Here is a 25118-nt window from a genome sequence, read left to right on the forward strand (position 1 = left end):
TTCAGCCTTTCGTCGGCAGCGAGCGGGCCAGTTCGGCGGCCGTCGCGATCAACTGCAGGATCATCGGCCCGAAAGCTTCGGTGATTTTGGGATCGACTTTGCCGGTTTTCACCCCGGCGGCGTAGGTCTTCTCCAGCACGATGCCGAGCTTCCAGTTGGCCAACACCAGGTAGTAGTCGATGTTGTCGGTGGATAGCCCGCTGATCGTCTCGTAGTGCTCGAGCAATTCGCTGCGGCTCGGCATGCCGGTCAGGTCGAGATAGAAGCCGTCGGTGCGTGGGTGTTCGCCGTCGTAGCCCAGCAGACACCATGCCAAGTCCAGCAGGGGGTCGCCGACGGTGGTCATCTCCCAGTCCACGATCGCCGCCAGCTTGGCCGGCGCGCCGTGCGCAAACATCACGTTGGCGAACTGGTAGTCGCCGTGCATGATGCCGGGGACGTAGTGGCCGGGCCGGTTGCGGCGCAGCCAGTCGGCGGCCACGTCGAGGCCGGGAAGCTCGCGTACCCGATAGGTGTCCAGGAATGCCAGCCAGCGATCGACCTGCCGTTCGTGGAAACCCTCGGGCCGGCCGAAGCCCTCCAAACCCCTTGCCCGCCAGTCCACCCTGCCCAGCTTGGCCGCGCCGCCGACAAGTTCGAAAGCCAGCCCGCGTCGTGCTGCCAGGTCGGTGTCGAAGGGTGCCGGCCAGCCGTTTTGCATCGGGCTCCACCCGTCGATCGCCTCCATGACGTAGAAGGGCAGGCCGAGCAGATCTCCGGCATCGTCGGCGGCGATCAGCCCGGCATGGGGCACGTCGGTGCCGGACAGTGCCCGCACCAGCTTGATCTCACGGCGCAGCCCGTCGATGCGGGCCTTGTCGGCGCGGGCGCCAGGCATCCGCAACACCATGCGCTGCCCGCCGCGCCGGATCAGGTACAGGGTGTTTTGCGAGCCGCCGCCCAGTTGCTCCAGTATCGGCTCTTCGCCAGGGCCGGCGGCGCCGTGCTCGTCGAGCCAGCGGCCCAAGACACCCGCGTCCAGTTGGGGTTCGCTCCCGGCCACGGTAACACCTCACTCTCTTGGCAGAGAATAGCATTCTCCGCTGCGCCGGAGTCGACGACGGTCTGCTAACCCGGGCCCGCAGCCTGGGCGGTGCCGGCGAGCGGCGGCGAACCCACCGCGTGCAGTAGCCGTTTGAACTCGCGGCGTTCGGTGGGCGCGAGTTGAGCCAACAACCGCTCGTCGGCAACCCGCACGGCCGCCTCGGCGCGCTTCAACAGCGCCCTGCCTTGGCTGGTCAGCCGGGCCGGCAGCGCGCGGCCCGACGATACGGTGGCCGGCCGGGTCACCGCGCCCATGTCCTGCAGTCCGCGCAGCACCAGGTTCATCGCTTGCGGTGACACGTTCGTGGCGCGGGCGAGCTCGGCGCTGGATTGGCCGGGAAACATCGACAGGATTCGCAGGCACACGAATTCCGGTAACCCGAGCCCGAGTGGCCCCAGCTCCGCCGTCACCTGGGGTCGCAGTGCCGACATCACGCGATAGAGCAGGTAGCCCAGCGGCTGATCTTCGTGGTCCATCATATCAAATATCTTGACATATATCAAGTAGATTGATAGACAGGATGCCATGACTCAACCGGTAGATTTCGAATTCGATGACGTTTACCGCGGGGAATCCGCACGCCTGGGCCAAGGAGTGCGCCCACCGTGGAGCATCGGCGAGCCCCAACCTGAGCTGGCCGCGCTGATCGAGCAGGGCAAGTTTCACGGTGAGGTGCTGGATGCGGGCTGTGGCGAAGCCGCCATCTCGCTCTATCTCGCCGAACGCGGCTACACCACGGTTGGGTTGGACTCGTCACCGACCGCCATCGACTTGGCCCGCCGCGAGGCGGAGAGGCGCGGCCTGACCAACGCCAGTTTCGAAGTCGCCGACATCAGCTCGTTCACCGGGTACGACGGACGGTTCGGCACCATTGTCGACAGCACCCTGTTTCATTCCATCCCGGTCGAGGCCAGGGAGGGATACCAGCAATCGATCGTGCGTGCCGCCGAACCGGGCGCGTCGTATTTCGTGCTGGTCTTCGACAAGGCCGCGGTCCCGGAGGGCCCACCGTTTGCGGTCACCGAAGACGAACTGCGCCAGGTGGTCTCGAAATACTGGGTCATCGACGAGATCAAGCCGGCCCGCATCTATGCCAATTGGCCCGAAGGCTACACCGAGATACCGGGTGCGCCGCGCATGAAGATCGAAGACGCACCCGACGGCCGGAAATCCGTTGCGGCCTGGCTGCTATCGGCGCACCTGGGCTGACGGGCGCGCGGCCCATCTTCAGCGTTTGAGATTGTGGGTGCCGCGCAGCAATCCGGGACGTAGCACGTGGCCGTCGTTGTCGTGTTCGACGCCTCGAAGAACTGTGCCGGAGGAAAATCCAGGTCGCTATCGTTGGCATTAATCTTGGCGTGGCGCCTCGCGCAGGCCCGTCTCGGCGGCCACCGTATCGGCCTCCCGGCACTGCAGGCGGCCGGAGGAGGTCGGCCTGCTGCACGACGACAGGAAGACGATGCAACTGCTTTTGGTCCGGCATGCCTTGCCGCGTCGGAGCGCACAAGGTGAAGGGTCGGATCCGGAGCTCTCCGCCGAGGGGCTGGCCCAGGCCGCCCGACTGCCCGACGCGCTGGCGAACTATCCGATCTGCCGAGTGGTCAGTAGTCCGCAGCGGCGCGCCATCCAGACCGCAGAACCGGTGGCGGCGGCCCGCAAGCTAGCGGTCGACGTCGACGACCGCTTCGCCGAATACGACCGCGACCTGCCGGTGTACATCCCGATCGAGCACATCCGCGACGAGAATCCCCAGCAATGGGCGCGCATGGCCGACGGGCACCTGCCCAGTTCGGTCGACGAACACGCTTTCCGCACCCGGGTCGGCGCCGCTGTCGACGACGTGGTCACCGCCGCCGAGCACGACGACACCGTGGCCGTGTTCAGCCACGGCGGGGTCATCAACGTGGTGTTGCACGAGATTTTGGGCACCCGGCGGCTGCTGTCGTTTCCGATCGACTATGCGTCGGTGACCCGGCTGCTGTTCTCCCGGTCCGGGCGGGCCACCGTGGTGACGGTCAACTGCACCGCCCACGTATGGGACCTGCTGCCCCGCAACAAGCGACGATGACCGCTACCGGCGGCGGGCCATGACGTCCTTGCGTGCCGCCCGGCGCAGCTGATAGATGCGCGCGGTGCCGGCCAGCACGGTGATCAGCCCGCCGCACACCGCCGCCAAGAGGATCGCCACCCCCAGCGGCAACGTCCACCGCCAACCGAGAAACGCGAACTGCGCGGACGTGGTGTTCTGTGCGATGAAGATCAGCAGCACGATCAAAATCAGCATGCCGACCGTCAACGCCGTCCACACCGCGGCGGCCCGGGTGAACCTGACCGACTCCGGGGCCGACGGTGCGGCGGGCACCTGGCCGGATGGCGGTGTCTTTTGGTGGGGCTGTTCGGGTGGTGCGGGTCGATCGCTGCTCATGGTGTTCATCTTTGCCCGTTCCCGCACAGAATGAAACCAAACGCGCCGGAAACCCGGCCGCACCGTAAGTCGCAGCGCGGTCGCAGAGTTTCTGCGGCTAATGTCGGCAGATATGACGATGCTGCGGCGGCGCGCGCGGAGCGCGACGGCGGTATTTGCCGTGGCGACATGGCTGGTGGCGGCCTGCGGCAACCCCAACCCGCTCGGGGCGGTGTCGGGCAGCATGAAATCGATCGTGGTGGGCTCCGCCGACTTCCTGGAATCGAAGATCGTCGCCGAAGTCTATGCACAAGCCTTGCAAGCCAACGGTTTCGATGTCGGACGCCGACTGGGGATCGGCAGCCGCGAGACCTACATTCCGGCGCTGAAAGACCATTCCATCGACTTGGTGCCCGAGTACATCGGCAACCTGCTGCTGTACTTTCAACCGGACTCGACGGTCACCATGCTGGACGCTGTCGAATTGGAGCTGTACAAGCGGCTGCCCGGCGATTTGTCGATCCTGACACCCTCACCGGCCTCAGACACCGACACGGTCACCGTCACCGCGGCCACGGCCGCGATGTGGAACCTGAAAACCATCGCCGACCTGGCGCCGCATTCAGCGGAGGTCAAGCTCGCCGCCCCGTCGGCGTTCCAGACGCGACCGGCCGGGTTGCCCGGGCTGCGGCAGAAGTACGGGCTTGATATCAGCCCGGCCAACTTCGTCGCGATCAGCGACGGCGGCGGGCCGGTGACGGTGCGGGCGCTGGTGGACGGCACCGTTACCGCCGCCAACATCTTCAGCACGTCACCGGCCATCCCGCAGAACCACCTGGTGGTGCTTGAGGACCCGGAGCATAACTTCCTGGCAGGAAATATTGTGCCGCTTGTCAATTCGCAAAAAAAGTCGGATCACCTCAAAGACGTGCTCGACGCGGTGTCAGCCAAGCTGACCACCGTCGGACTGGCCGGCCTCAACGCCTCGGTGTCGGGCAATTCCGGGGTCGATCCTGACGAGGCAGCACGGAATTGGGTGCGAGACAACGGCTTCGACCATCCGATCAGGCAATGACACCGGGATTGGGCTCGACTTGATCAGTTTCGACAAGGTCACCAAGGTGTATGGCGAGGCCACCGTGGCCGTCGACAACCTGACCCTGGAAGTTCCGCGCGGCGCGCTGACGGTCTTCGTCGGGCCGTCGGGCTGCGGCAAGACCACGTCGATGCGGATGATCAACCGGATGATCGACCCGACCTCGGGTACCGTGACGGTCGACGGCGCGGACGTGTCCACCCTCGATCCGGTGAAGCTGCGGCTAGGTATCGGCTACGTCATCCAAAATGGGGGGCTGATGCCGCATCAGCGGGTGATCGACAACGTGGCGACCGTCCCGATACTCAAAGGCCAGTCCCGCCGGGCCGCGCGCCACGCCGCTTACCAGGCGCTTGAACAGGTCGGCCTGGATACCAAGCTGGCCACCCGCTATCCGGCGCAGCTCTCCGGCGGTGAGCAACAGCGCGTCGGAGTGGCCCGGGCGTTGGCCGCCGATCCACCGATTTTGTTGATGGACGAGCCGTTTTCGGCTGTCGACCCGGTGGTTCGCCGGGAGCTGCAGCGCGAAATATTGCGCTTGCAAAGCGAATTGCACAAGACCATCGTGTTCGTCACACATGACATCGACGAGGCGGTCAGGCTGGCGGATTTGGTGGCGGTGTTCGGGCCCGGCGGCTCGCTGCAGCAGTACGACGAACCAGCTCACGTATTATCGCGTCCGGCCAACGATTTCGTGTCGCGATTCGTCGGGCTGGGCCGCGGCTATCGCTGGCTGCAGTTTGTCGACTCGACCGGGCTGCCGCTGCATGACATCCCGCGGATCGGCGAGTCCGACGTCGCCGAAGCCCGGCTGCGCGACGGCTGGGCGCTGGTCATCGACCGTCGTGGAGCACCGGTGGGCTGGATCGATGCCGACGGCGTGCAGCGCCACCGGGGCGGTGCGTCGTTGTCCGACAGCATCACCCCCGTCGGTTCCCTGTTTCGGCCACACGGGAACCTGAGCCAGGCGCTGGACGCGGCGTTGTCCTCGCCGTCGGCGATCGGTGTGGCCGTCGACGATGCCGGCAAGGCGATCGGGGGGGTGCTGGCCGCCGACGTGCTGGCGGTGGTGGAATCCCGGCGGCGGGGTTAACCGTGCACTATTTGATGACCCACCTCAGCACCGCCTGGACGCTGACCGTGATCCACCTGCGGCTGTCGCTGACCCCGGTGCTGCTCGGGTTGGCGATCGCGTTGCCGCTGGGCGTGCTGGTGCGGCGGACCACGGTGCTGCGACGGCTCACAACGGTCACCGCCAGCATCGTATTCACCATCCCGTCGCTGGCCCTGTTCGTGGTGTTGCCGCTGATCATCCCGACCCGCATCCTTGACGAGGCCAATGTCGTTGTCGCGCTGACCCTGTACGCCACCGCGCTTTTGGTACGTGCCGTGCTCGAAGCGCTCGATGCGGTGCCGGCACAGCTACGCGACGCCGCCACCGCGGTCGGGCACAATGCGATCCGCCGGATGTTGAAAGTCGAACTGCCGCTGGCGATCCCGGTGCTGGTGTCTGGGCTGCGTGTCGTCGTGGTGACCAACATCTCGATGGTTTCAGTCGGCGCCGTCATCGGCATCGGCGGGCTCGGCACCTGGTTCACCGAGGGGTATCAGGCCAACAAGAGCGACCAGATCGTCGCGGGCATCATCGCCATCTTCGCGCTGGCGGTGGCGCTCGACATGCTGATCATGCTCGCCGGCCGGTTGGCCACGCCGTGGGAGCGTGTGTCGCGCCGGGGCGGTCGACGCCAGATCCGGGCACCGATCGTCGGGGGTGCGCGATGACGTACCTAACCCAGGCGTTGGCATACCTCTTGACGTTGGACAACTGGCTCGGGCCGGTCGGGTTGGCCGCCCGCACACTCGAGCACCTGGAGTACACCGCTGCGGCAGTGGCGGTTTCGGCGGCGATCGCGATCCCCGCCGGGCTGGTCATCGGACACACCGGTCGCGGCACGATTGTCGTGGTGGGCATCGTCAATGGGCTGCGCGCCCTGCCGACACTCGGGGTGTTGCTGCTGGGCGTGTTGTCGTGGGGGCTGGGCCTGGTGCCGCCGATCGTTGCATTGATGCTTCTGGGAATCCCGCCCCTGCTGGCCGGCAGTTACGCCGGTGTCGCCAACGTCGACCGCACGGTGGTCGATGCCGCTCGCGCGATGGGGATGACCGAAACCCAGGTGTTATTGCGTGTGGAGGTGCCCAACGCGCTGCCGCTCATTATCGGAGGCCTACGCACCGCGACGCTTCAGGTGGTTGCCACGGCGACGGTGGCCGCCTACGCCAGTCTGGGCGGGCTGGGCCGGTACCTGATCGACGGGATCAAAGTACGGCAGTTTCACATCGCGGTGGTTGGTGCGGTGATGGTGGCCGCGCTGGCGCTGATTCTCGATGCGGCGCTGGCATTTGCGGTGTGGCTGTCGGTGCCTGGTACCGGCCGGCTCAGCAGGCCCCCAGTCAACGGCCGGCGCGCCCCGCAGGTCGCGGTCGGTGACGCAATGAGCCGCGGGCATGAGCCGGTGCCCGAGACCGGATGAGCCAAGCCCGCCACCGGGCTACGACCGAGAAGACCGGTCGCTTACCGTATACGCGTGAACCCAGCCCCGTCGGACACCACGAAAAGCCCTTGGCCGGCGATACTGACCTGGCGGGCGCACGACGCCTCGCGCATGGAGTCGGTGCGGATCCAGTTGTCCGGCAAGCGGATTAAGGCCAATGGGCGGATTGTCGCGGCCGCAACGGCATCGAACCCGGCGTTCGGCGCCTACTACGACTTGCAGACCGACGAGACGGGCGCCACCAAGCGGCTCGGGCTGACGGTGACGCTGGCGGAGCGGGAACGTCAGCTCTCCATTGCCCGCGACGAGGAGAACATGTGGCTGGTAACCGATCACCGCGGCGAATCACGCGCGGCCTACGACGGCGCTCTTGACGTCGACGTGGTGTTCAGCCCGTTCTTCAACGCGTTGCCGATTCGCCGGTGCGGGCTGCATGAGCATGCCGAATCCATCACCGTGCCGATGGTTTATGTGAGATTGCCGGAGATGTCAGTCGACTCGGCTACCGTCAGCTACGCCAGCTCCGGCCGCGGAAACACCGAGGGCATCAAGTTGCGCTCGCCGGTCGCCGAGACCACCATCACGGTCGACGCCGACGGGTTCATCGTCGATTACCCAGGCTTGGCAGAGCGGATCTGATTACCCCGCCGGCTCGACCCAACGCGGCCAATTCCTCGCGCCAGTTCTCCGCGCCGATGACGACGGTCACGATTTCCGGCCGCGGGAAGCTGTCGTAGCGGGTGCGCGCGGCGTGGCCGGCGTCGACAAGCTCGGCCACCGAATGGTTGGCGGCCAGGGCATCGCGGGCCCGGGTGAGCAGTTCGAGGACACGGTCCAGGGCCGGCAGCAAGTGCTCGGAGTTGGCCTCGCACATCGCCCGCACCAGATCCGGTGCGCTGGCCGCGACGCGGGTGCCGTCGCGGAAGGAGCCAGCGGCCAGGGCGAAGGCGAGCGGAACCTCGCCGGCGGTGACGGCGAGTGCCTCGGCGAGCAGGTGCGGCAGGTGCGAGATGGCGGCCGCGGCGGCGTCGTGCTCATCGGATCGCGCGGGTACCACGACCGAGCCGCAGTCGAGCGCCAAGTTCATCACCATCGACCACACCACCGGGTCCACGTGGTCGTCCACGGCGATCACCCAGGGAGCGCCGGTGAACAACCGCCCGTGGCCGGCCGACCACCCGGAATGCGCGGTGCCCGTCATCGGGTGCCCGCCAACGAAGCGGGCCTGCAGCCCGGCCGCGGTGACCTCTTCGAGGACCGCACTTTTGACGCTGGTGACGTCGGTCAGCGGACAAAGGGGCGCCGATTCAGAGATGTGCGCGAGCATGCTCGGCAAGGCCGGCATCGGAACGGCGAGCACGATCAGCGCGTCGACGTCCGCGGCCCGCTTCAGCGCTTCGGTGATGTCGGTGGTGGCGTCGAAGCCGTCGCATCGCGCCGCCTGCACACCCTCCACCGAGCGGTTGTAGCCGAAGACCTCGTATCCAGCCGCCGTGGCCGCCCGCATCAGCGAGCCACCGATCAATCCCAGCCCCAGCACGCACACCGGTGTCTTCGCCACAGTTCCAGGTTGGCACATTTTTGGCCTGGCGGTTCGACGCCGGTTCAGGCTCTCAGATGTGCTGGCATTGGCTGGTCAAGCGGCCTGCAGAGCGACTAGCGTATGCGGCCATGGGAGCACAACGGGCCTCCGCGCAGGGCCCCTCCGCGGACACGCCGGACGGCTTCGGCGTTGCCGTCGTTCGCGAGGACGGCAAATGGCGTTGTTCTCCCATGCGTCCCAAGGTCTTGACCAGTTTGGCTGCCGCTGAGACCGAGTTGCGCGAACTACGCAGCGCCGGAGCTGTTTTCGGGCTGATTGACGTAGACGACGAATTTTTCGTCATCGTGCGCCCGGCACCGTCGGGCACCCGGCTGTTCTTGTCGGACGCGACCGCGGCGCTGGACTACGACATCGCCGCCGAGGTGCTGGAAAACCTCGATGCCGAGATCGACCCGGAAGATCTCGAGGACGCCGAACCGTTCGAGGAGGGCGACCTCGGCGTGCTGTCCGACGTCGGTCTCCCCGAGGCCGTGCTGGGCGTCATCCTCGACGAAACCGACCTGTACGCCGATGAGCAGTTGGCCCGCATCGCCGAGGAGATGGGTTTCGCCGAGGAGTTGTCAGCGGTGCTCGAGCGCCTGGGTCGGTGACCAGCGACGAGGATTTGATTCGTTCCGCGCTCACGGTCGCCGCCACCGCCGGTCCGGGTGACGTGCCGGTCGGCGCGGTGATCGTCGGTCCCGACGGAACGGAGCTGGCTCGGGCGGTCAACGCCCGCGAAGCCCTCGGCGATCCGACCGCGCACGCCGAGATTCTGGCGATGCGGGCCGCGGCCACCGTGCTCGGCCGCGGTTGGCGGCTGGAGGGCACCACGCTCGCGGTCACCGTCGAGCCCTGCACGATGTGCGCGGGTGCCGCCGTGATGGCGCGGGTGGCCCGGCTGGTGTTCGGGGCGTGGGAACCGAAAACGGGAGCGGTCGGCTCGCTGTGGGACGTGGTGCGGGATCGGCGGCTTAACCACCGCCCGGCGGTGCGCGGCGGCGTGCTGGCCGACGAATGCGCCGCGCTGCTGGAGGACTTCTTCACCCGCCAGCGATTGCGGTGATCGGCGCCGGGTTGGGTAAGCTGCTCGGCGGTGGTGTGTCCGAGCGGCCTAAGGAGCACGCCTCGAAAGCGTGTGACGGGTAATCCCCGTCCGAGGGTTCAAATCCCTCCGCCACCGCCAACATTTTCGGCTAAGCATGCCGGGCCCCCGCGACGCGTTTCGTGGCACCCCAACGTCAGCTAATCGCCGGAATGAGGTCGGCGCCATCCCGAGCTGACGAAGTTTATGGTCGTCGCCGGACAGGGTATCCTTGGCGGATATCCGCGTGGGGGAGCCAGCAAACTTTTCGGAGGAGCGGTGGACATCGTACTGGGCGTGTCGATGGCACCCGAAACAGTCCGCATGGTGCTGGTCGAAGGCGAAAACGCCGACGGCGCCACCGTTGAGGAAGACAGCATCCCGGTCAGCACTGACGGAGACAATCAAGATCTGGCAACCTTGACGGCGCCAAATCAGGTGGTGTCGGCGATTCTGGGCACCCGGGAAAGTGCGACGCAGGGCGGCCACCAACTGACCTCCACCGGGGTGACGTGGACTGACCCCGCAGAGGCGGCGGCGCTACGTGACCTGCTGGCCGCCCACAAGATGGAAAACGTGATGCTGGTCTCGGCGTTTCTGTCCGCGGCCGCGCTGACCCAATCGGTCGGGAACGCGGTTGGGTACAACCAGACCGCGCTGCTTTTCGTCGAACCGGATACCGCGACGCTGGCGGTTGTCGACACCGCCGACGGCTCTATCACCGAGATGCAGAAACGGCCATTGTCGGCCGACGACGCCGAAGCCGTACGACAGCTGAGCGAGATGGCCGCCGCTGCAGAGGCGTTGGAATCGCGCCCGCAGGGCCTGTTCGTTGTCGGCTCCGATGTCGACGTCGCCATGATCAAACCGCAGTTGGAGGCGGCGACCACCCTTGTGGTGAACGCGCCCGACGAACCGGACATGGCGCTGGCTCGTGGCGCGGCGCTGGCCTCGGCGCATGCGCCGTTGTTCGAATCATCCACCGTCGCACAGGCTTACGCACAAGTTCCCGGCACCGGGGTTGTCGAGCCGGGCGCGGCGGCACCGGCTGAGGCCGTGATGGCTGCGCCCGGATACGCGGGCTTCGCGCAGGGCGCGGCCGATCACGACGACGGCGACATGACCCAAGCCCTGGCCTACAGCGCCGATCCCGACAGCACCGCCAACGCCTACACCGCCGTTGCGAGCGCGGAAGGCGCCGAGCTGGTGGCCGGTGGCGCGTTCGACGCCGACGTCGGCGACCAGCGACCGGCACGCAAGCCGTTCTTGGTGGCCATGAGCGCATTGACGATCTTTGTCGTCGGCGTTGCGGCGTTGGCCATTGCGCTGGCGCTGAACATCCGTCCTAAGGTCAACGACCGGCCTAACCTCGGCCAACGCATGGTCGTGCCGACCAAGCAAGCCCCGTCGCCGCCGCAAGCACCCGCGCCGTCGGCGCCTGCCCCGGCGGCTCCAGCCCCCGCCCCGGCCGCCCCGGCTCCGGCTCCAGCCCCCGCCCCGGCAGGCCCAGCCCCAGCGCCAGCCCCCGCGGTTCCGGCACCTCCGCCGGTCGCGCCGCCGCCCGCTGTCCCGGTCGCGCCGCCCGCTGTCCCGGTCGCGCCGCCGCCCGCTGTCCCGGTCGCGCCGCCGCGAGTGCCCGCGCCCGCCAATCCAATACCGGGCCCGAACATTCCGGGGCCGAAACTGCCCGGTCCAGGGATTCCTGGACCCGGAATCCCGGGGCCGAACATTCCGGGTCCGCCGATCCCGGGTATCGGCCACGGCGGTGGCGGCCCGGGCATCCCGGGGATCGGCGGCGGCATTCCGGGCATTCCGCACTTCTGAGGCACGGTGCACCTCTCGGCGGACCGCAACAGGGGTTGAGGCCGGTGGCCAAGCTCAGTGCGGGTCTGCTGCTCTATCGCGTGCACAACGGGGTGGTCGAGGTCCTGATCGCCCACCCGGGCGGCCCGTTTTGGGCCACCAAGGACGAGGCCGCATGGTCGATCCCCAAGGGCGAGTACACCGAGGGCGAGAACCCGTGGGTCGTCGCGCAGCGCGAGTTCGCCGAGGAAATCGGTCTGCAGGCGCCTGCGGGTCCGCGGATCGACCTCGGTGCGTTAAAGCAACCCGGCGGCAAAGTGGTGACCGTGTTCGCCGTCCCGGGTGACCTGGATATCACCAATGCCCGCAGCAATACCTTCCAACTCGAGTGGCCGCCGCGCTCGGGAACCCTCCGCGAATTTCCGGAAGTCGATCGGGTCGGCTGGTTTCCGGTCGCGCAGGCCAGGACCAGGCTACTGAAAGGGCAGCGCCCGTTCCTCGACCGGTTGATGGCACAACCTGCGCTGGCGAGGCTGCACGAAGAGCACTGAACTTCGCTTGCGGGCGGTATGTTCGCACCCATGCAGATATTGCGAACTCCCGACGAGCGATTCGCAGGAATTCCAGAATTCCCTTATACCCCAAGGTATTCCGAAGTCACAGACGGTGAAGGCGGGCAGCTGCGGGTGGCATGGGTGCAGGACGGACCAGACGACGCCGACCCCGTGCTGATGCTGCACGGCGAACCGTCGTGGTCCTTCCTGTACCGCAAACTGATCCCGATCGTGGCCAGCGCCGGGTATCGCGTCGTCTGTCCGGACTTGGTCGGATTCGGCCGCTCCGACAAACCGGCCCGCCGCGAAGACCACTCCTATGCGCGCCACGTCGAGTGGATGCGGGCGTTGGCGTTCGACGTGCTGGACCTGCGCCGGGTGACCCTGGTCGGACAGGATTGGGGCGGGCTGATCGGGTTGCGGCTGGCGGCCGAACATCCCGAACGCTTCAGCCGTCTGGTCGTCGCCAACACCGGGCTGCCGACCGGCGACCAGCCGATGCCGGAAATCTGGTGGCGGTTCCGGGAGGCCATCCAAAACCGGCCGTCGCTGGACATCGGCGGTTTCGTGCAATCGGGTTGCCGGCGGCCCATGAGTGAGGCGGTGCGCGCCGCCTACGACGCGCCGTTTCCCGACGACACCTATTGCGCCGGCCCGCGCGCGATGCCCGGCCTGGTCCCGACGTCGCCCGATGACCCCGCCACACCGGCCAACCGGTCGGCCTGGCAGAAGCTGTGCGCGAGCCCGACGCCGATGCTGGTCGCGTTCAGCGACGGCGACCCGATCACCGGGGCGATGGCGCCGATCTTCAAACGTGAAATGCGCGGCGCGCAGGGCATCGACCACCCCGTCGTGCGCGACGCCGGGCATTTCCTGCAAGAAGACGCCGGTGAGGAGCTGGCCAACTACATCGTCGAGTTCGTCCGCGGCAATCCCGCCTAGGCCACGGACGCGGGGCCGTCGGGCATCAGGTGGTGGCGGACCGGCTTGTGCCAGCGCCGGTTCCGGTAGCGGTAGACGGGCACACGATCGCAGCGAAGGTGCGGGTGGCGCGCCCGCCGTCGATCGCGACCGCCCGTCTGGCGCGGGTTTCCGCGTGGCCTCCCTCTTCGTCGACTCTGCGGCCACTATCCGCTCCTGCTATACCGCGGGTCAGCCGCTGCCCACACCGAGACCCGGCATGATGTCGCCGAGGCGGAACGTAACCGGTTGTTCCAGTTGGGCATAGGTGCACGAGCGCGGGTCGCGGTCGGGTCGCCAGCGGTGGAATTGCACCGTGTGGCGGAAGCGTTCGCCGTCAAGGTGGTCGTAGCGCACCTCGACGACCCTTTCGGGCCGCAGCGGTACGAAGGAGAGATCCTTACCCGCATTCCAGCGTGAGCCTGCGTTGCGCCGTGGCGGGCGCTCACCGAGCGTGTGTGTGGACCAATTCCACGGGTGCGCATCGAAAGTGGTTACCAGCGGCTGTAATTCAGCGAACATCAGCTTCCGCTCGGCCATCGGGAATGCGCCGATGACGCCGACCCAAGCGAGTGTGCCGTCGTCTTTGTAGAGGCCCAGCAGGAGCGAGCCGACCGCGTCGCCGCCCGATTTGTGCACCCGGTAGCCGGCGACAACGCAATCCGCGGTCCGCTCGTGTTTGACCTTGAACATCACGCGCCTGTCCGGCTGATAGGTGATGGTCGGCGGCTTGGCGATGATCCCGTCGAGCCCTGCCCCCTCGAACTGGTCGAACCATCGCCGGGCGGTGTCAAGGTCGGTGGTCGCCGGGGTGACGTGAATCGACGGTCCCGAGCCGGCCAGCGCATCCACGAGGGCGGCGCGGCGCTCGCTGAACGGCCGCTGGGTGTAGTCGGTGTCGCCGAGGGCAAGCAAATCGAAGGCGATCAACGAAGCCGGTGTCTGCGTGGCGAGCATTCGCACCCGCGACGCCGCCGGATGCAGCCGCAGCTGCAGCGCATCGAAGTCCAGGCCGTGGTCGGTCGCGATGACAATTTCGCCGTCGATCACACACCGACGCGGCAGCTCCGCGGTTGCCGCCGCGACGAGTTCCGGGAAATACCGCGTCATCGGTCGCTCGTTGCGGCTGCCCAGCTCGACTTCGTCGCCGTCGCGAAAGCAGATCGCCCTGAACCCATCCCACTTCGGCTCGTAGCAGGCGCCGGACGGGATCGACCGGACGGGTTTGGCCAACATCGGCGATACCGGCGGCATCACAGGCAGCTGCACCCGCTCATTCTTGCGCCCGGGTACCGATGACATTGCCCCCGGTTCAGGGTCTACGTTTGTATGAAAGGCGTGGATCTCCCCGTGCAGCCGCCGTTAGAGCCGATGCTGGCCAAGGCGCAGACCAAAGTCCCCACCGACGCCGGAGTGTGGTCATACGAACCGAAGTGGGATGGGTTTAGGGCCTTGGTTTTCCGCGACGGCGACAAGGTAGTGCTGCAATCGCGCAACGGCAGGGAGCTCGGCCGGTATTTTCCGGAGCTGCTCGACGCCCTGCGCGCCGAGGTGGCCACCCGGTGCGTGCTCGACGGAGAGGTCGTCGTGCCCCGCGACATCGGCGGCCGAATCCGGCTGGACTGGGAATCGCTCTCCCAGCGCATCCACCCCGCGACCAGCCGGATCACGATGCTGGCCCAACAGACCCCGGCACACTTCATCGGTTTCGACGCGCTGGCCACCGGCTCCGCATCCTTGCTCGGTGAACCGTTGCGGATCCGCCGCCGCGCGCTGTCGGAACTGGTCGATCACCGGCAGCGGTGCCACGTCACCGGTGCCACCGAAGACCCGCAACTGGGGCAGCAGTGGCTGACGATGTTCGAAGGCGCGGGTTTGGACGGGGTTGTCGCCAAACGGCTCGACGGGCCGTACCTGCCGGGCAAGCGGGACATGGTCAAGGTCAAACACGCCCGCGACGCCGATTGTGTGGCGATCGGCTACCGCATCCACAAAAGCGGCCAGGGCATCGGATCGATCCTGCTGGGCTTGTACCGCGACGACGGCGAACTGCAGATGGTCGGCGGCGCAGCATCATTCACCGCCAAAGATCGGCTCAAGCTGCTGGCCGACCTCGAGCCGTTGCGCAAGGGCGCCGACGTCGTCTACGACGGTGAGCCCAGCAGATGGAATTCGGCGGCGGACAAACGGTGGATACCCATTCGCCCGGAGAAGGTCGCCGAAGTCGCCTATGACCAGATGGAGGGTCAGCGGTTCCGCCACGCCGCCCATTTCGTGCGCTGGCGACCCGACCGTGACCCCACAAGCTGCACCTTCGACCAGCTCGACGTACCCGCGACCTACGACCTGTACGACGTGCTGGAATCGTAATGCCCGGCCCGAACAGGGGAGAAGCAGAAGAACTCGATGTCGACGGGATCACCGTCCGGTTGACCAACCCGGACCGCGTGTATTTCCCCATGCTGGGTTCGGCCGGCACCAAACGCCGGCTCGTCGAGTACTATCGCGCGGTTGCGCGCGGCCCGATGCTGACCGCGCTGCGTGACCGGCCCACCCATTTGCAACGCTTCCCCGACGGCATCGACGGCGAGGAGATCTACCAAAAGCGGATCCCGCGGCACCACCCGGATTACCTGGAAACCTGCCGGATCACGTTCCCGTCCGGGCGCACCGCCGACGCGCTGAAGGTGACCCATCCCGCGGCGATCGTGTGGGCCGCGCAGATGGGCACCGTGACCCTGCATCCGTGGCCGGTGCGCTGCCCGGACACCGAACATCCCGACGAACTCAGAGTTGACCTCGACCCGCAACCGGGCACCGGCTTCGCCGAGGCCCGGGCGATCGCCGTCGACGTGCTCAAACCGCTGCTCGACGAACTGGGCCTGGTCGGCTATCCCAAGACATCCGGTGGCCGGGGCGTGCACGTGTTCCTGCGGATCAAAACGGAGTGGGATTTCGTCGCCGTGCGCCGCGCCGGGATCGCCCTGGCCCGCGAGGTGGAACGCCGCGCACCGGACGCGGTCACCACCTCGTGGTGGAAAGAGGAGCGCGGGAAGCGGATTTTCATCGACTACAACCAAAACGCCCGCGACCGCACGTTCGCGTCGGCATACTCGGTGCGGCGCACGCCGATCGCGACGGTATCCACCCCGCTGACCTGGCAGGAGCTGGCCCGCGCTGACCCCGACGACTACACTCTCGTCACCGTGCCCGACCTGGTGGCCCGCCGCGACGACCCGTGGGCCGACATGGAATCTGTCCGCCAGTCGATTGCGCCGCTGCTGGAGATGGTCAGGGCCGACGAAGAGCGTGGCCTGGGCGACCTGCCCTATCCGCCGAACTACCCGAAGATGCCGGGCGAACCCAAACGGGTGCAGCCCTCCCGGGATACCGACCTGAAGAAACCAGGCAGCCTGCAGTAGCCCGCAATCCGGGACCGGTGGCCCAGGAGGTCACCCGGCTGTCACCATGGAATACGTGACCACCGCGATCGTGGTGACGCTGACGCTCGTGGCGCTCGGCATTGTCATCGATCGGCTGCTTTGGCTGCGGAAGTGGCTGAACAAGCCGCCCCCCGGCAGCAGCAATGACGACCGACGAGCGTAACCGTGGATCAGGGCACCGGATTGTCCGACGTTATAACCCGGTCAATTGCGGGAACTCCCTAGCCGCGAAGGGCGCCGACCCGGGCGTCGCTATGACAGGAGCAGCAATGATCGGATCAATCATCCTGGCCATCATCGTGGGCGCGATTATCGGTGTGGTGGCGCGTCTGGTCATGCCGGGCAAGCAGAACATCGGCATGGTCATGACAGTTCTGCTCGGCGCGGTCGGTGGCCTCGTCGGCTCGGCGGTCGCCGGCGCGTTCGGGTACCACAATGCCAATGGTGGAATCGCCTGGATTCCCTTCATCATTGGCGTGGTTGTCGCCGTCATTTTGATCGCGATCTATCAGGCAGTGACCGCTCGCCGCCCCAGAACGCTTCGATAGCTGCCCGCAACCTACGCCGACGGCTGCTGGAGTCGGCTCGCAACAAATGCCGCGGCCTGATCCGGCATACCGTTCTGCACATACAGCAGGTGAGGGACCATGTTTCCGCCGTCGGCGCAGATGATGTCGTCGGGAAGGCACAAGTCGATGGTCTTCGGGCGATAGACAGCGTTGACCGCGGGAATCCGGCCGTCCGTCAACGACTTTGCGTAGCTGCTCGACGGGTTGCCGAAGAGAGCGACCGCGGCGACGTGGTTGGCCAGCTGGGCCGGCATCTGGTTGCTGACCAGGTCCATCACACCCGCGCCCTGCGAATATCCGCCGAGCACCACGCTGGTCTTGGGGCATTCCGCGACGATGTTTTGGATGTGCGCGCCGGCATCGCTCGCGCCGGCCAGCGCGCTGTTGACGTAGTCGGCGGTCGCCGGGTAGTTGACCGCGTAGACCTGCAGCGATCGCCCCGCAAGTTGCGACTCAAGCGAGTCGACGAACGCCTGGCCGACCCCGCCCACACCGGGAGGCTCACCGGTGCCACGGGCGAATACCACCTCGGTGTCGGGGCATTGATCGGCGTGAGCCGACGCGGTAAGGCTCGGTGCGCCGACAAGCGTCCACGGCAGCACGCCGGCCGCGCCGAGCACGCGAGCGATGTCGCGGATGGTCATCTGTGCATGCTGACACATCGCCGGTGATTGCCTGACGGCTGGTGGTAACCGCACCGGCCCCGGCTAGAGCCGACCAGCCGCGAATGACGCGGCCTGGTTCGTCATACCCGACTGGATATAGGCGACGTGCGCCGCGGGATTCCTGCCTTCGGAGCAGATCGGGTCGTCGGGAACGCACAAGTCGATGGTTTTCGGACGGTACAGCGGGCTGATCGTGGGCAGCCGGCCCCCGCCCAACGTCCGCGCGAAGGTACTTTCCGGGTTGCCGAACAGCGCCACCGCGGCGACGTGGTCGGCCACCCGCGGCGGCATCGACTCGGTGGCCATATCGATCACCCCCGCGCCCTGCGAATATCCGCCGAGCACGAGCCGGGTGTCGGGGCAGGTCGCGACCGTGTTTTCCACGTGAGCGCGGGCATCAGCGGCACCGGCGAACGAGCTGCTGACAAAGGCGTCGGTCGCCGGGTAGTTCACCGGGTAGACGCCGATCGAACGCCGCGGCGCTTGGCTTCTGAGCGAATCGACGAACGCCTGGCCGACCGCGCCGACGCCCGCAGGCTCATTGGTGCCACGAGCAAACACCACTTCGGCGTCGGGACAGGGGTCCGCATCGGCGATGATCGCCGTGTTCAGCAACCCGCAGCCGATCACCGCGGCGCCCGCCACGAGGCACGCGGCGGTGGCCCGTGCGCTCACCTTACGAATGTTGGCACAGCCTCGGTGCCTGTCGGGCGGTGTTGTCACGGCCGGGTAGCGGCGGATGCGGCTGTTTGACGGATGTGGCAGAGACGGCGCAAAGGTCGTTACCGGGGCGTTATAGTAGGCCACATGCGTCGCAATCGTCGGAAACCAGTCCTGTGCGCCGGTGCGGCGGCAATGCTTGCCCTCGGCATCGCCGCCACGGCCCTTCCCGGCCGCGCAGCGGCGGACTCCACAGACGACTACCCGATCCCGCGGCGGATCATCAACACCACGTGCACCGCCGAGCAACTGCTGGCCGCCGCCAGAGACTACGCTCCGGTGTACTACGAGCGGTATATGAACGACTACCACTTCCACCAAAATTTTCAGCAGGCAGTCCAGGACAAGGCGCACTGGTTCTTTTCATTGACGCCCGCGGAGCGCAGGCAATACTCGGACCACTTGTATGAGCCGGGCGTACGCGACCCGATGACGATCCAATGGGTCAACAACTTCAAGATCTTCTTCAACAACAAGGGCGTCGTCGCCAAGGAAACCGACCACTGCGCTGAATACCCACCGAACGACATGTCCGTGTGGGACTGGTGACGACAACCGCACGTAACACGCTGTCGCTCAAAGAGATTCGCGGATGATCCGCTGGCGCAGTCAGCTGCGCCATTGCGTCGCCTACGATCTCGCTTCCGCTAACTCCCGGCTAACGGGCGCGGTCGGCGCCGCCCGGTGCCGAGCCGGCCGGGTGCGCACGCGTTGTGGCCACCAGAACCACCGGCCGAGCAGCGCGGCGATGGACGGTGTCATGAACGAGCGCACCACCAAGGTGTCGAACAGCAAACCCAGACCGATGGTGGTGCCGACCTGGCCGATGACGCGCAGGTCACTGACCACCATGGCCATCATGGTGAACGCGAACACCAGGCCGGCCGATGTGACGACGGAACCGCTGCCGCCCATTGCGCGGATAATGCCGGTCTTGAGCCCGGCGTGAATCTCCTCTTTGAACCGCGCCACCAGCAGCAGGTTGTAGTCCGAGCCGACCGCCAACAAGATGATCACCGACATGGCCAGCACCATCCAGTGCACATCGAGTCCGACGATGTGCTGCCAGATCAGCACGGACAGTCCGAACGCGCTGCCCAGCGAGAGCAGCACGGTGCCGACGATGACGGCAGCGGCGATGATGCTTCGGGTGATGACCAGCATCACGATGAAAATCAAACACAGCGAGGCGATTCCGGCGATGATCAAGTCCCACGTCGCCCCGGTGGACATGTCTTTGTAGATGGCAGCCGTACCACCGAGGTACACCTTGGAGCCCTCCAGCGGCGTGGCCTTGATGGCCTCGTGTACGGCCCGCTTTATCGGGGTGACGTGCGAAATACCTTCCGGTGACATGGGATCACCTTCGTGGAAGATGATCATCCGGACCGCATGGCCGTCGGGCGACAGGAACATTTTTACGCCGCGCTTGAAATCGGGATTGTCAAAGGCTTCCGGCGGCAGATAGAACGAGTCGTCGTTTTTGGCGTCGTCGAATGCGTGGCCCATCGCGGACTGGTTGTCCATCATCGCCTGCATCTGATGCTGAAGGCCGCCCATGGTTTGCTGCATGGTCAGCATCATGGTCTTCATCGTCTTCATGGTCTCGATCATCGGCGGCATGATCGTGAGCATCTGCGGCATCAGCGTGTCGAGCCGGTCCATGTCCGGCATCAAGTTCGTGATGTCATCGGTCATCGTGTCAACGCCGTCCAGTGCGTCGAAGATCGACCGCAGCGACCAGCAGATGGGAATGTCGAAACAGTGCTTCTCCCAATAGAAGTAGCTGCGGATCGGTCGCCAGAAGTCGTCGAAGTTCGCGATCTGATCTCGTAACTCCTGAATGTCGGCGACCATGCCGTGCATCTTGCCGACCATGCTGTGCGTGGTGTCCGCCATCTGCCGGGTGATGTCGAGCATCTTCTCCATGTTGTTGATGGTCTTTTGCATTTCGTCGGCCTGCACCAGCATGTCGTTCATGCGGTCCAGCATGTACTTCATGTTCAGCTGCTGGGTGGTGCCCTGCATGCTGATCATGAACGGGATCGTCGTGTGATTGATCGGCGTCCCCTGGGGCCGCGTGATGGCCTGTACCCGCGCGATGCCGGGCACCTGGAAGACGGCCTTGGCCACCCGGTTGATCACCAGGAAGTCGGCGGGGTTTCGCATGTCGTGATCGGTTTCGATCAGCAGCAATTCGGGATTCATCCGGGCTTGCGCGAAGTGCCGGTCCGCGGCGGCATATCCCACGTTCGCCGGGATGTCGGCCGGCATGTAGTTGCGGTTGTCGTAGCCGGGCCGATAGCTGGGCAAGGTGATCAGGCCGACCAGGGCGATGGCCACCGTCGCGGCCAGGACGGGAGCCGGCCAGCGCACGACCGCCGCGCCGATCTTTCGCCAGCCGCGTATCCGCATCGCCCGTCGCGGCTCGAGCAGCCCGAAATGACTGGCCACCACAACGGCCGCCGCTCCGAGCGTCAGCGCGGCGAACACCACGACGAGCATGCCGATCGCCAGCGGAACACCGAGGGTCTGGAAATAGGGCAACCGGGTGAAACGCAGGCAGAAGGTCGCGCCCGCGATCGTCAGACCCGAGCCCAGGATCACGTGGCCCGTCCCGCGATACATCGTGTAGAACGCGGACTCGCGGTCCTCGCCGACGGTGCGGGCTTCCTGGTAGCGGCCGATCAAAAAGATGGCATAGTCGGTCGCCGCAGCGATGGCCAGCATCACAAGCAGGTTCACCGCGAATGTGGAGAGCCCAATGATGTTGTGGTAGCCCAGGAATGCCACCACGCCGCGGGCCACCGCCAACTCCAGGAACACCATTGCCATCACGATCAACACCGTGATGATCGACCGGTAGACGAACAGCAGCATCACAATGATCACCAGGAAGGTGAGGCTGGTGATCAGCTTGAGGCTGCGGTCACCGGCGATGTGCTGGTCGGCCAGCAGCGGCGCCGCCCCGGTGGCATACACGTGGATTCCGGGCGGTGGTGGATTGTTCTTGAGGATGGTCTGGATCGCCTCGACCGACTCGTTGGCCAGGCTCTCACCCTGATTACCGGCGAGATACACCTGAACGTAGGCCGCTTTGCCGTCAGGGCTCTGCGAGCCCGCCGCGGTCAGCGGGTCGCTCCAGAAGTCCTGGACGTTCTCGACGTGTTTGGTGTCCGCCCTGAACTTGGCGACCAGGCCGTCGTAGTAGTGGTGGGCCGCGTCACCGAGGGGGCGATCGCCCTCCAACACGACCATCGCCGAGCTGTCGGATTTGAATTCGTGGAAGACCTGACCGACGCGCTTCATCGCGATCATCGATGGCGCGTCTTTGGGGCTCATCGACACCGTCCGCATCTGGCCCACGACGTCCAATTGGGGGACAACCAGGTTCAACACCACGGTGACCGCAACCCACGCGAGCAGAATCGGCACCGCCAGCCGGCGGATCCAGCGCGGCAACCGCTCGTGTATCGGCTCACCGGCTACCCGCAACGCGTCGGTGGGCGCGTCGGCCGAGTGGGCGCTCATGCGGATTTCACCAAGCAGAAGGTCTGGGCGTTCACGCCGTTGGAGATCCTTTCGTCTTTGACCACGCCGTCGACGGTGATGCGGCAGCCGATCGTGTCGCCGTTGCCCTGCGCCACGATGTTCGGGCTCACCGCAGGGTCAGTGGTCGACAACGTCAGCGACCATGGCAGCGATGCACCGTCCACCCGCCGGGGGGTGGCGTTGAGATCCAGGTAATTGATGTCGGCCATGGCGCCGCCTTGGCCGAAGATTTCGTAGACCACCACCTTCGGGTTGAACGGCTTGGTGTCTTCGTATTTGACCGACGAGCCGCCCGCGGCGCCATGAGCGCCGAAATAGCCGTGCACGCGATACACGGTGAACCCGCCGACGGCGACGACAACGGCAATGAGCAACGGCATCCAGACGCGTTTGATAACTCTGTACATCGAAAGCTCACCCCTCTCGTCGTGACCATCGACAGCCTGCGGCCGGGCGCGCTTCGCCGCGTCGGCATACGCAGACGATCGGCGACACGCTGCCGTCACCGGCGTACACCAGCTCATCCGGTACGTCAGCGGGTCTGCTCAGGTGTGGCGGTGCGGTTGCCACTGAGATATGACCTCAGAAGCTTTGCCGGCCCGTGGTTTCCTGACCGCGGACCCGGTCCCTGCCATGTTGACCGTCCTCCTTACCGTATTGCCATAGATTAGTTGGCCTAACGTACGTGCGCCATAGATTAGCGACGCTAAAGTCTGATTGGTGCGCCGGCCCACGAGTATGGCTGTCCGGGCCCATCCAGCCGAGACGGGCCCGCAGGTGGAACGGAAAGGTACGATCCAGCCATGAAGGTAACGAGGTTCACGGTCGCCGCGATCGCCATTGCGAGCGCTCTGGCCGCACCAGCGCACGCCGACCCGGACACCGACTTCGATAACCAGCTTCAGACCTACGGCATCTACGGCCCCCACGACTACAACCCGTACCTGGCCAAAATCGCTTGCCGGCGACTCGGTGACGGCGTCGACCCGGACGCTGCCGCATCCGCCCGATTCCTGTCACACAACTTGCCGCGCGGCACCACACCGGTGCAGACGTATCAGTTCCTCGGCACCGCCATCAGCTTCTACTGCCCCGACCTGGCACCCAAACTGCAAAACATTCCACCGGTCCAAGGCTGAGCGCCGCCGCTTGTCACCCGCCTCGAGCGACCGGTCATCCGGCCGAGGCCACGCCGCGTGGCAGCGTCAACGGCAGGTCGGTGTAAGTGACGATGCCCGGTGCGGCCGCGACGACAGCAGGAATCGCGTTGATGGTAGGCATCGCCGTCATGATGTGGCCGAGTGTCATGAAGTCGGCGATGGTCCCGGCCTGGAAATCGGGGGGCGGCAAAAACCCGACGGTGGTCTTCACCGTTGGCCGCCCGTCGACGTGGATGACCCACCCGTCCTGATCGATTTTCCAGTCCGGCTCGAGGGTCTGGCCCTTGCGCCACCGCACGTTGAGCTCGACGAGGGATTTGCCGCCGACGAGCCCTTGCCAGCTTGCGTAGACACCGGCGACGCAGCCGGCCGCGATGGTCCAGGAGCCCAGGTCGAGATCCGCGGTGGTTTGCGCATACTCCGCCTGGCAGCGCACCTCGTCTAACTCGACCCCGAGCGCGTCAGCGACCAGCCGCACCGCCTCGCCGAACACCGCCGTGCCTTGCGCCGTCATCGCGGGCAGGTCGGGGTGGTCGATCGGCTTGCCGAACCCCACCGGCAGTTCGGTGGCCGGCGAATCGTAAAACGTGGTGTCGGCGGCCTCGTTGACGGTGACCTTGTCCACCCGGTCGCACACCATGGCCGACACGATCGCCAATAGTTCAGCGAATCCGGGGCTGACACCGGAGCCGAAGATCGTCGAGCCGCCTTTGCGGCAGGCTTCGGCGATGCGGTCGCGGTCCGCGCCCAAGTTGTGTCCGGTGATAAACGATGCCGTCGCGACGACGTTGACGCCGGCCGACAGGATGCGTACCAGCTCGTCGACGTTGATCCACATCGGGTTGTAGACAACGCAGTCCGGCTTCAGCGCCAGCAGGGCGTCGACATCGTCGGTGGCGACAACACCCAGTGGGTCGATGCCGCACAGTTCTCCGACGTCGCGGCCCACCTTGTCGGGTGAGTGGGCATAACAGCCGACGAGTTCGAACGTGGGGTTGGCCACCAGGGCCTGTACCGAGCTCTTGCCGACATTTCCTGTCGTCCACTGGACGACCCGATAGCTGTTTGGCACCCGCTCAGCATATTGTCCGGCGTCGACGATGCCGGGGCGGGCCTACTTGTCGTCGACCGCGACGCCGCCGCGTGAGCGTCGACGCCGCCGCACCGCCGACTTGCCGGTCGGGCGGCGGTTGCGCAATCCACCTCGCGGCGACCCGGTTGCCGCGGTGTCCTCGGCGCTGGGTGATTCTTCGTGCGCGGACTCGGCCGGCGGTTCGGGGTCGTTGGCGCCGGCCGTGGCCTCCTCGGCTTCCTCGGCTTCCTCGGTGGTTTCCGTGCGGGCTACCTCTGCTTCGGCCTCGGGTTCTGTCGCGCGGCGTTTCTTGCGACGCAGGCGGCGCTTGGGTGGCTTGGCCTTGCGCGGCTTGGGCTGCGGTGGCGGCAGCTCGGCGACAAACGACAGGTAGAAGGAGAAAATGCCCAGCAGTGCTATCGCTGCCGCGGCCCCGTAGATCCCGAACAACCACTGCCCGGCGTCATCCAGGCTCAACCAGATTTCGCTGATCGCCGCGCCGACGACGAGCACCCCGGCCAGCACCTGCGCCGCGATCGACCAGGTGCGCAGCGACAGCGCCAGCTGCGGGGTGCCGTATTCGGGCTTGCGGGTCCGCAACAGGGTAAACACCACCGGAAGCGCGCTCAGACCGATCAGCACACCACAACCGATGCGCCCCGCCGTCCCGAGCGCGTGCGGCAATTCGCCCATGAGCTCATACCAGCGGGGGATCGCGAAGAAGAAGTAGAGGGCGCCGGCAGCCATCCACGACAGCGCGTGCCACACGATAGCGACCTTGCGCCCCATAGCCCTCCTCAAGCCTTGATCGAGGTGAA

At 66.3% G+C, this 25118-nt stretch carries 29 protein-coding genes and 1 tRNA gene; 19 read left to right on the forward strand and 11 right to left on the reverse strand.

The genetic code is table 11. The annotated features are described in order from the left end of the window. Position 1: 1 nt before the first annotated feature. Together MHEC_RS01115 and MHEC_RS01120 are read right to left on the reverse strand one after the other, a co-directional pair. Positions 2–1042, reverse strand: a complete 1041-nt coding sequence (locus tag MHEC_RS01115; RefSeq protein ID WP_048892036.1) for a phosphotransferase family protein — start codon at positions 1040–1042, stop codon at positions 2–4. Between the two features lie 65 nt (positions 1043–1107). After that, positions 1108–1563, reverse strand: a complete 456-nt coding sequence (locus tag MHEC_RS01120; protein ID WP_053094019.1) for a MarR family winged helix-turn-helix transcriptional regulator — start codon at positions 1561–1563, stop codon at positions 1108–1110. A 46-nt stretch (positions 1564–1609) separates the two neighbouring features. Here MHEC_RS01120 and MHEC_RS01125 point away from each other — a divergent pair, with 46 nt between their 5' ends. Continuing rightward, positions 1610–2293, forward strand: coding sequence for a class I SAM-dependent methyltransferase (locus MHEC_RS01125; RefSeq protein WP_048892038.1), 684 nt, complete (start codon positions 1610–1612; stop codon positions 2291–2293). A gap of 250 nt (positions 2294–2543) precedes the next feature. Further along, positions 2544–3152: a histidine phosphatase family protein gene (locus MHEC_RS01130; RefSeq protein ID WP_048892039.1), complete on the forward strand. Its 609-nt coding sequence runs from the start codon at positions 2544–2546 to the stop codon at positions 3150–3152. A 3-nt stretch (positions 3153–3155) separates the two neighbouring features. Here the strand turns inward: MHEC_RS01130 and MHEC_RS01135 are convergent, their stop codons facing one another. Then, positions 3156–3509, reverse strand: coding sequence for a LapA family protein (locus MHEC_RS01135; protein WP_048892060.1), 354 nt, complete (start codon positions 3507–3509; stop codon positions 3156–3158). Between the two features lie 112 nt (positions 3510–3621). On the opposite strand from MHEC_RS01135, the gene MHEC_RS01140 reads away from it, so the two are divergent. From MHEC_RS01140 to MHEC_RS01160, 5 genes are read left to right on the forward strand one after another with little or no spacing between them, the layout of a single operon-like run. Continuing rightward, positions 3622–4563, forward strand: a complete 942-nt coding sequence (locus MHEC_RS01140; RefSeq protein WP_048892040.1) for an ABC transporter substrate-binding protein — start codon at positions 3622–3624, stop codon at positions 4561–4563. 19 nt (positions 4564–4582) lie between these two features. Next, positions 4583–5677 carry an ABC transporter ATP-binding protein gene (locus tag MHEC_RS01145; protein ID WP_048892041.1) on the forward strand — a complete coding sequence of 365 codons (1095 nt, stop codon included), beginning with the start codon at positions 4583–4585 and terminating at the stop codon, positions 5675–5677. A gap of 2 nt (positions 5678–5679) precedes the next feature. Next, positions 5680–6366 (forward strand): ABC transporter permease, encoded by a 687-nt coding sequence (locus MHEC_RS01150; protein WP_048892042.1) that lies wholly within the window; start codon positions 5680–5682, stop codon positions 6364–6366. Further along, complete coding sequence (locus MHEC_RS01155; RefSeq protein WP_048892043.1) at positions 6363–7115, forward strand: ABC transporter permease; 753 nt, start codon at positions 6363–6365, stop codon at positions 7113–7115. The genes MHEC_RS01150 and MHEC_RS01155 overlap by 4 nt, the downstream gene beginning before the upstream one ends. A gap of 54 nt (positions 7116–7169) precedes the next feature. Then, positions 7170–7775 (forward strand): putative glycolipid-binding domain-containing protein, encoded by a 606-nt coding sequence (locus tag MHEC_RS01160; protein WP_071700215.1) that lies wholly within the window; start codon positions 7170–7172, stop codon positions 7773–7775. On the opposite strand, the gene MHEC_RS01165 is transcribed toward MHEC_RS01160, so the two are convergent. Then, positions 7738–8682, reverse strand: coding sequence for a prephenate dehydrogenase (locus MHEC_RS01165; protein WP_235434823.1), 945 nt, complete (start codon positions 8680–8682; stop codon positions 7738–7740). The two genes, MHEC_RS01160 and MHEC_RS01165, sit on opposite strands and share 38 nt — an antisense overlap. A 125-nt stretch (positions 8683–8807) precedes the next feature. Between MHEC_RS01165 and MHEC_RS01170 the strand changes: the two genes are divergently transcribed. From MHEC_RS01170 to MHEC_RS01195, 6 genes are all read left to right on the forward strand, one after another. Then, a complete protein-coding gene (locus tag MHEC_RS01170) occupies positions 8808–9329 on the forward strand; it encodes a tRNA adenosine deaminase-associated protein (protein WP_048892045.1) in 522 nt (173 codons plus the stop codon). After that, positions 9326–9784 carry a nucleoside deaminase gene (locus MHEC_RS01175; RefSeq protein ID WP_048892046.1) on the forward strand — a complete coding sequence of 153 codons (459 nt, stop codon included), beginning with the start codon at positions 9326–9328 and terminating at the stop codon, positions 9782–9784. Before MHEC_RS01170 ends, MHEC_RS01175 begins: the two co-directional genes overlap by 4 nt. Positions 9785–9813: 29 nt before the next feature. Further along, positions 9814–9904: transfer RNA gene (locus MHEC_RS01180), tRNA-Ser, on the forward strand. A 177-nt stretch (positions 9905–10081) separates the two neighbouring features. Next, positions 10082–11626, forward strand: a complete 1545-nt coding sequence (locus tag MHEC_RS01185; RefSeq protein WP_201399412.1) for a DUF7159 family protein — start codon at positions 10082–10084, stop codon at positions 11624–11626. 44 nt (positions 11627–11670) lie between these two features. Then, positions 11671–12156: an NUDIX domain-containing protein gene (locus MHEC_RS01190; RefSeq protein WP_048891418.1), complete on the forward strand. Its 486-nt coding sequence runs from the start codon at positions 11671–11673 to the stop codon at positions 12154–12156. A gap of 30 nt (positions 12157–12186) precedes the next feature. Continuing rightward, positions 12187–13101, forward strand: coding sequence for a haloalkane dehalogenase (locus MHEC_RS01195; RefSeq protein ID WP_048891502.1), 915 nt, complete (start codon positions 12187–12189; stop codon positions 13099–13101). A 210-nt stretch (positions 13102–13311) separates the two neighbouring features. On the opposite strand, the gene MHEC_RS01200 is transcribed toward MHEC_RS01195, so the two are convergent. Continuing rightward, positions 13312–14388 carry an ATP-dependent DNA ligase gene (locus MHEC_RS01200; protein WP_048891419.1) on the reverse strand — a complete coding sequence of 359 codons (1077 nt, stop codon included), beginning with the start codon at positions 14386–14388 and terminating at the stop codon, positions 13312–13314. A gap of 60 nt (positions 14389–14448) precedes the next feature. Here MHEC_RS01200 and MHEC_RS01205 point away from each other — a divergent pair, with 60 nt between their 5' ends. The 4 genes from MHEC_RS01205 (at position 14449) to MHEC_RS01215 (ending at position 17110) form a co-directional block, all read left to right on the forward strand. Next, positions 14449–15489, forward strand: a complete 1041-nt coding sequence (locus MHEC_RS01205; RefSeq protein WP_048891420.1) for an ATP-dependent DNA ligase — start codon at positions 14449–14451, stop codon at positions 15487–15489. Then, a complete protein-coding gene (locus MHEC_RS01210; RefSeq protein WP_048891421.1) occupies positions 15489–16541 on the forward strand; it encodes a DNA polymerase domain-containing protein in 1053 nt (350 codons plus the stop codon). The genes MHEC_RS01205 and MHEC_RS01210 overlap by 1 nt, the downstream gene beginning before the upstream one ends. Positions 16542–16596: 55 nt before the next feature. Beyond that, on the forward strand, positions 16597–16725 hold the full coding sequence (locus tag MHEC_RS24635; protein ID WP_264016475.1) for a hypothetical protein: 129 nt from the start codon (positions 16597–16599) through the stop codon (positions 16723–16725). Positions 16726–16831: 106 nt separating this feature from the next. After that, positions 16832–17110: a GlsB/YeaQ/YmgE family stress response membrane protein gene (locus MHEC_RS01215; RefSeq protein WP_048891422.1), complete on the forward strand. Its 279-nt coding sequence runs from the start codon at positions 16832–16834 to the stop codon at positions 17108–17110. 11 nt (positions 17111–17121) lie between these two features. Here MHEC_RS01215 and MHEC_RS01220 read toward each other — a convergent pair whose 3' ends face one another. Together MHEC_RS01220 and MHEC_RS01225 are read right to left on the reverse strand one after the other, a co-directional pair. Beyond that, entirely contained in the window at positions 17122–17775 is a 654-nt protein-coding gene (locus MHEC_RS01220) for a cutinase family protein (protein WP_048891423.1), read from the reverse strand. 63 nt (positions 17776–17838) lie between these two features. Then, a complete protein-coding gene (locus MHEC_RS01225; RefSeq protein WP_048891503.1) occupies positions 17839–18441 on the reverse strand; it encodes a cutinase family protein in 603 nt (200 codons plus the stop codon). Between the two features lie 162 nt (positions 18442–18603). On the opposite strand from MHEC_RS01225, the gene MHEC_RS01230 reads away from it, so the two are divergent. Next, positions 18604–19065 carry a DUF5078 domain-containing protein gene (locus MHEC_RS01230; RefSeq protein ID WP_048891424.1) on the forward strand — a complete coding sequence of 154 codons (462 nt, stop codon included), beginning with the start codon at positions 18604–18606 and terminating at the stop codon, positions 19063–19065. An 81-nt stretch (positions 19066–19146) separates the two neighbouring features. Here MHEC_RS01230 and MHEC_RS01235 read toward each other — a convergent pair whose 3' ends face one another. Next, a complete protein-coding gene (locus tag MHEC_RS01235) occupies positions 19147–22047 on the reverse strand; it encodes an MMPL/RND family transporter (RefSeq protein ID WP_048891425.1) in 2901 nt (966 codons plus the stop codon). Beyond that, positions 22044–22475 carry an MmpS family transport accessory protein gene (locus tag MHEC_RS01240; protein WP_048891426.1) on the reverse strand — a complete coding sequence of 144 codons (432 nt, stop codon included), beginning with the start codon at positions 22473–22475 and terminating at the stop codon, positions 22044–22046. The genes MHEC_RS01235 and MHEC_RS01240 overlap by 4 nt, the downstream gene beginning before the upstream one ends. 396 nt (positions 22476–22871) lie before the next feature. On the opposite strand from MHEC_RS01240, the gene MHEC_RS01245 reads away from it, so the two are divergent. Continuing rightward, positions 22872–23207 (forward strand): DUF732 domain-containing protein, encoded by a 336-nt coding sequence (locus tag MHEC_RS01245; protein WP_048891427.1) that lies wholly within the window; start codon positions 22872–22874, stop codon positions 23205–23207. 34 nt (positions 23208–23241) lie between these two features. Here MHEC_RS01245 and MHEC_RS01250 read toward each other — a convergent pair whose 3' ends face one another. Together MHEC_RS01250 and MHEC_RS01255 are read right to left on the reverse strand one after the other, a co-directional pair. Then, positions 23242–24300: an NAD(P)H-dependent amine dehydrogenase family protein gene (locus MHEC_RS01250; RefSeq protein ID WP_048891428.1), complete on the reverse strand. Its 1059-nt coding sequence runs from the start codon at positions 24298–24300 to the stop codon at positions 23242–23244. A 42-nt stretch (positions 24301–24342) separates the two neighbouring features. Beyond that, positions 24343–25089, reverse strand: coding sequence for a hypothetical protein (locus MHEC_RS01255; protein WP_048891429.1), 747 nt, complete (start codon positions 25087–25089; stop codon positions 24343–24345). Between the last annotated feature and the right edge of the window lie 29 nt (positions 25090–25118).

This window comes from Mycobacterium heckeshornense, assembly GCF_016592155.1.
Classification (GTDB): domain Bacteria; phylum Actinomycetota; class Actinomycetes; order Mycobacteriales; family Mycobacteriaceae; genus Mycobacterium; species Mycobacterium heckeshornense.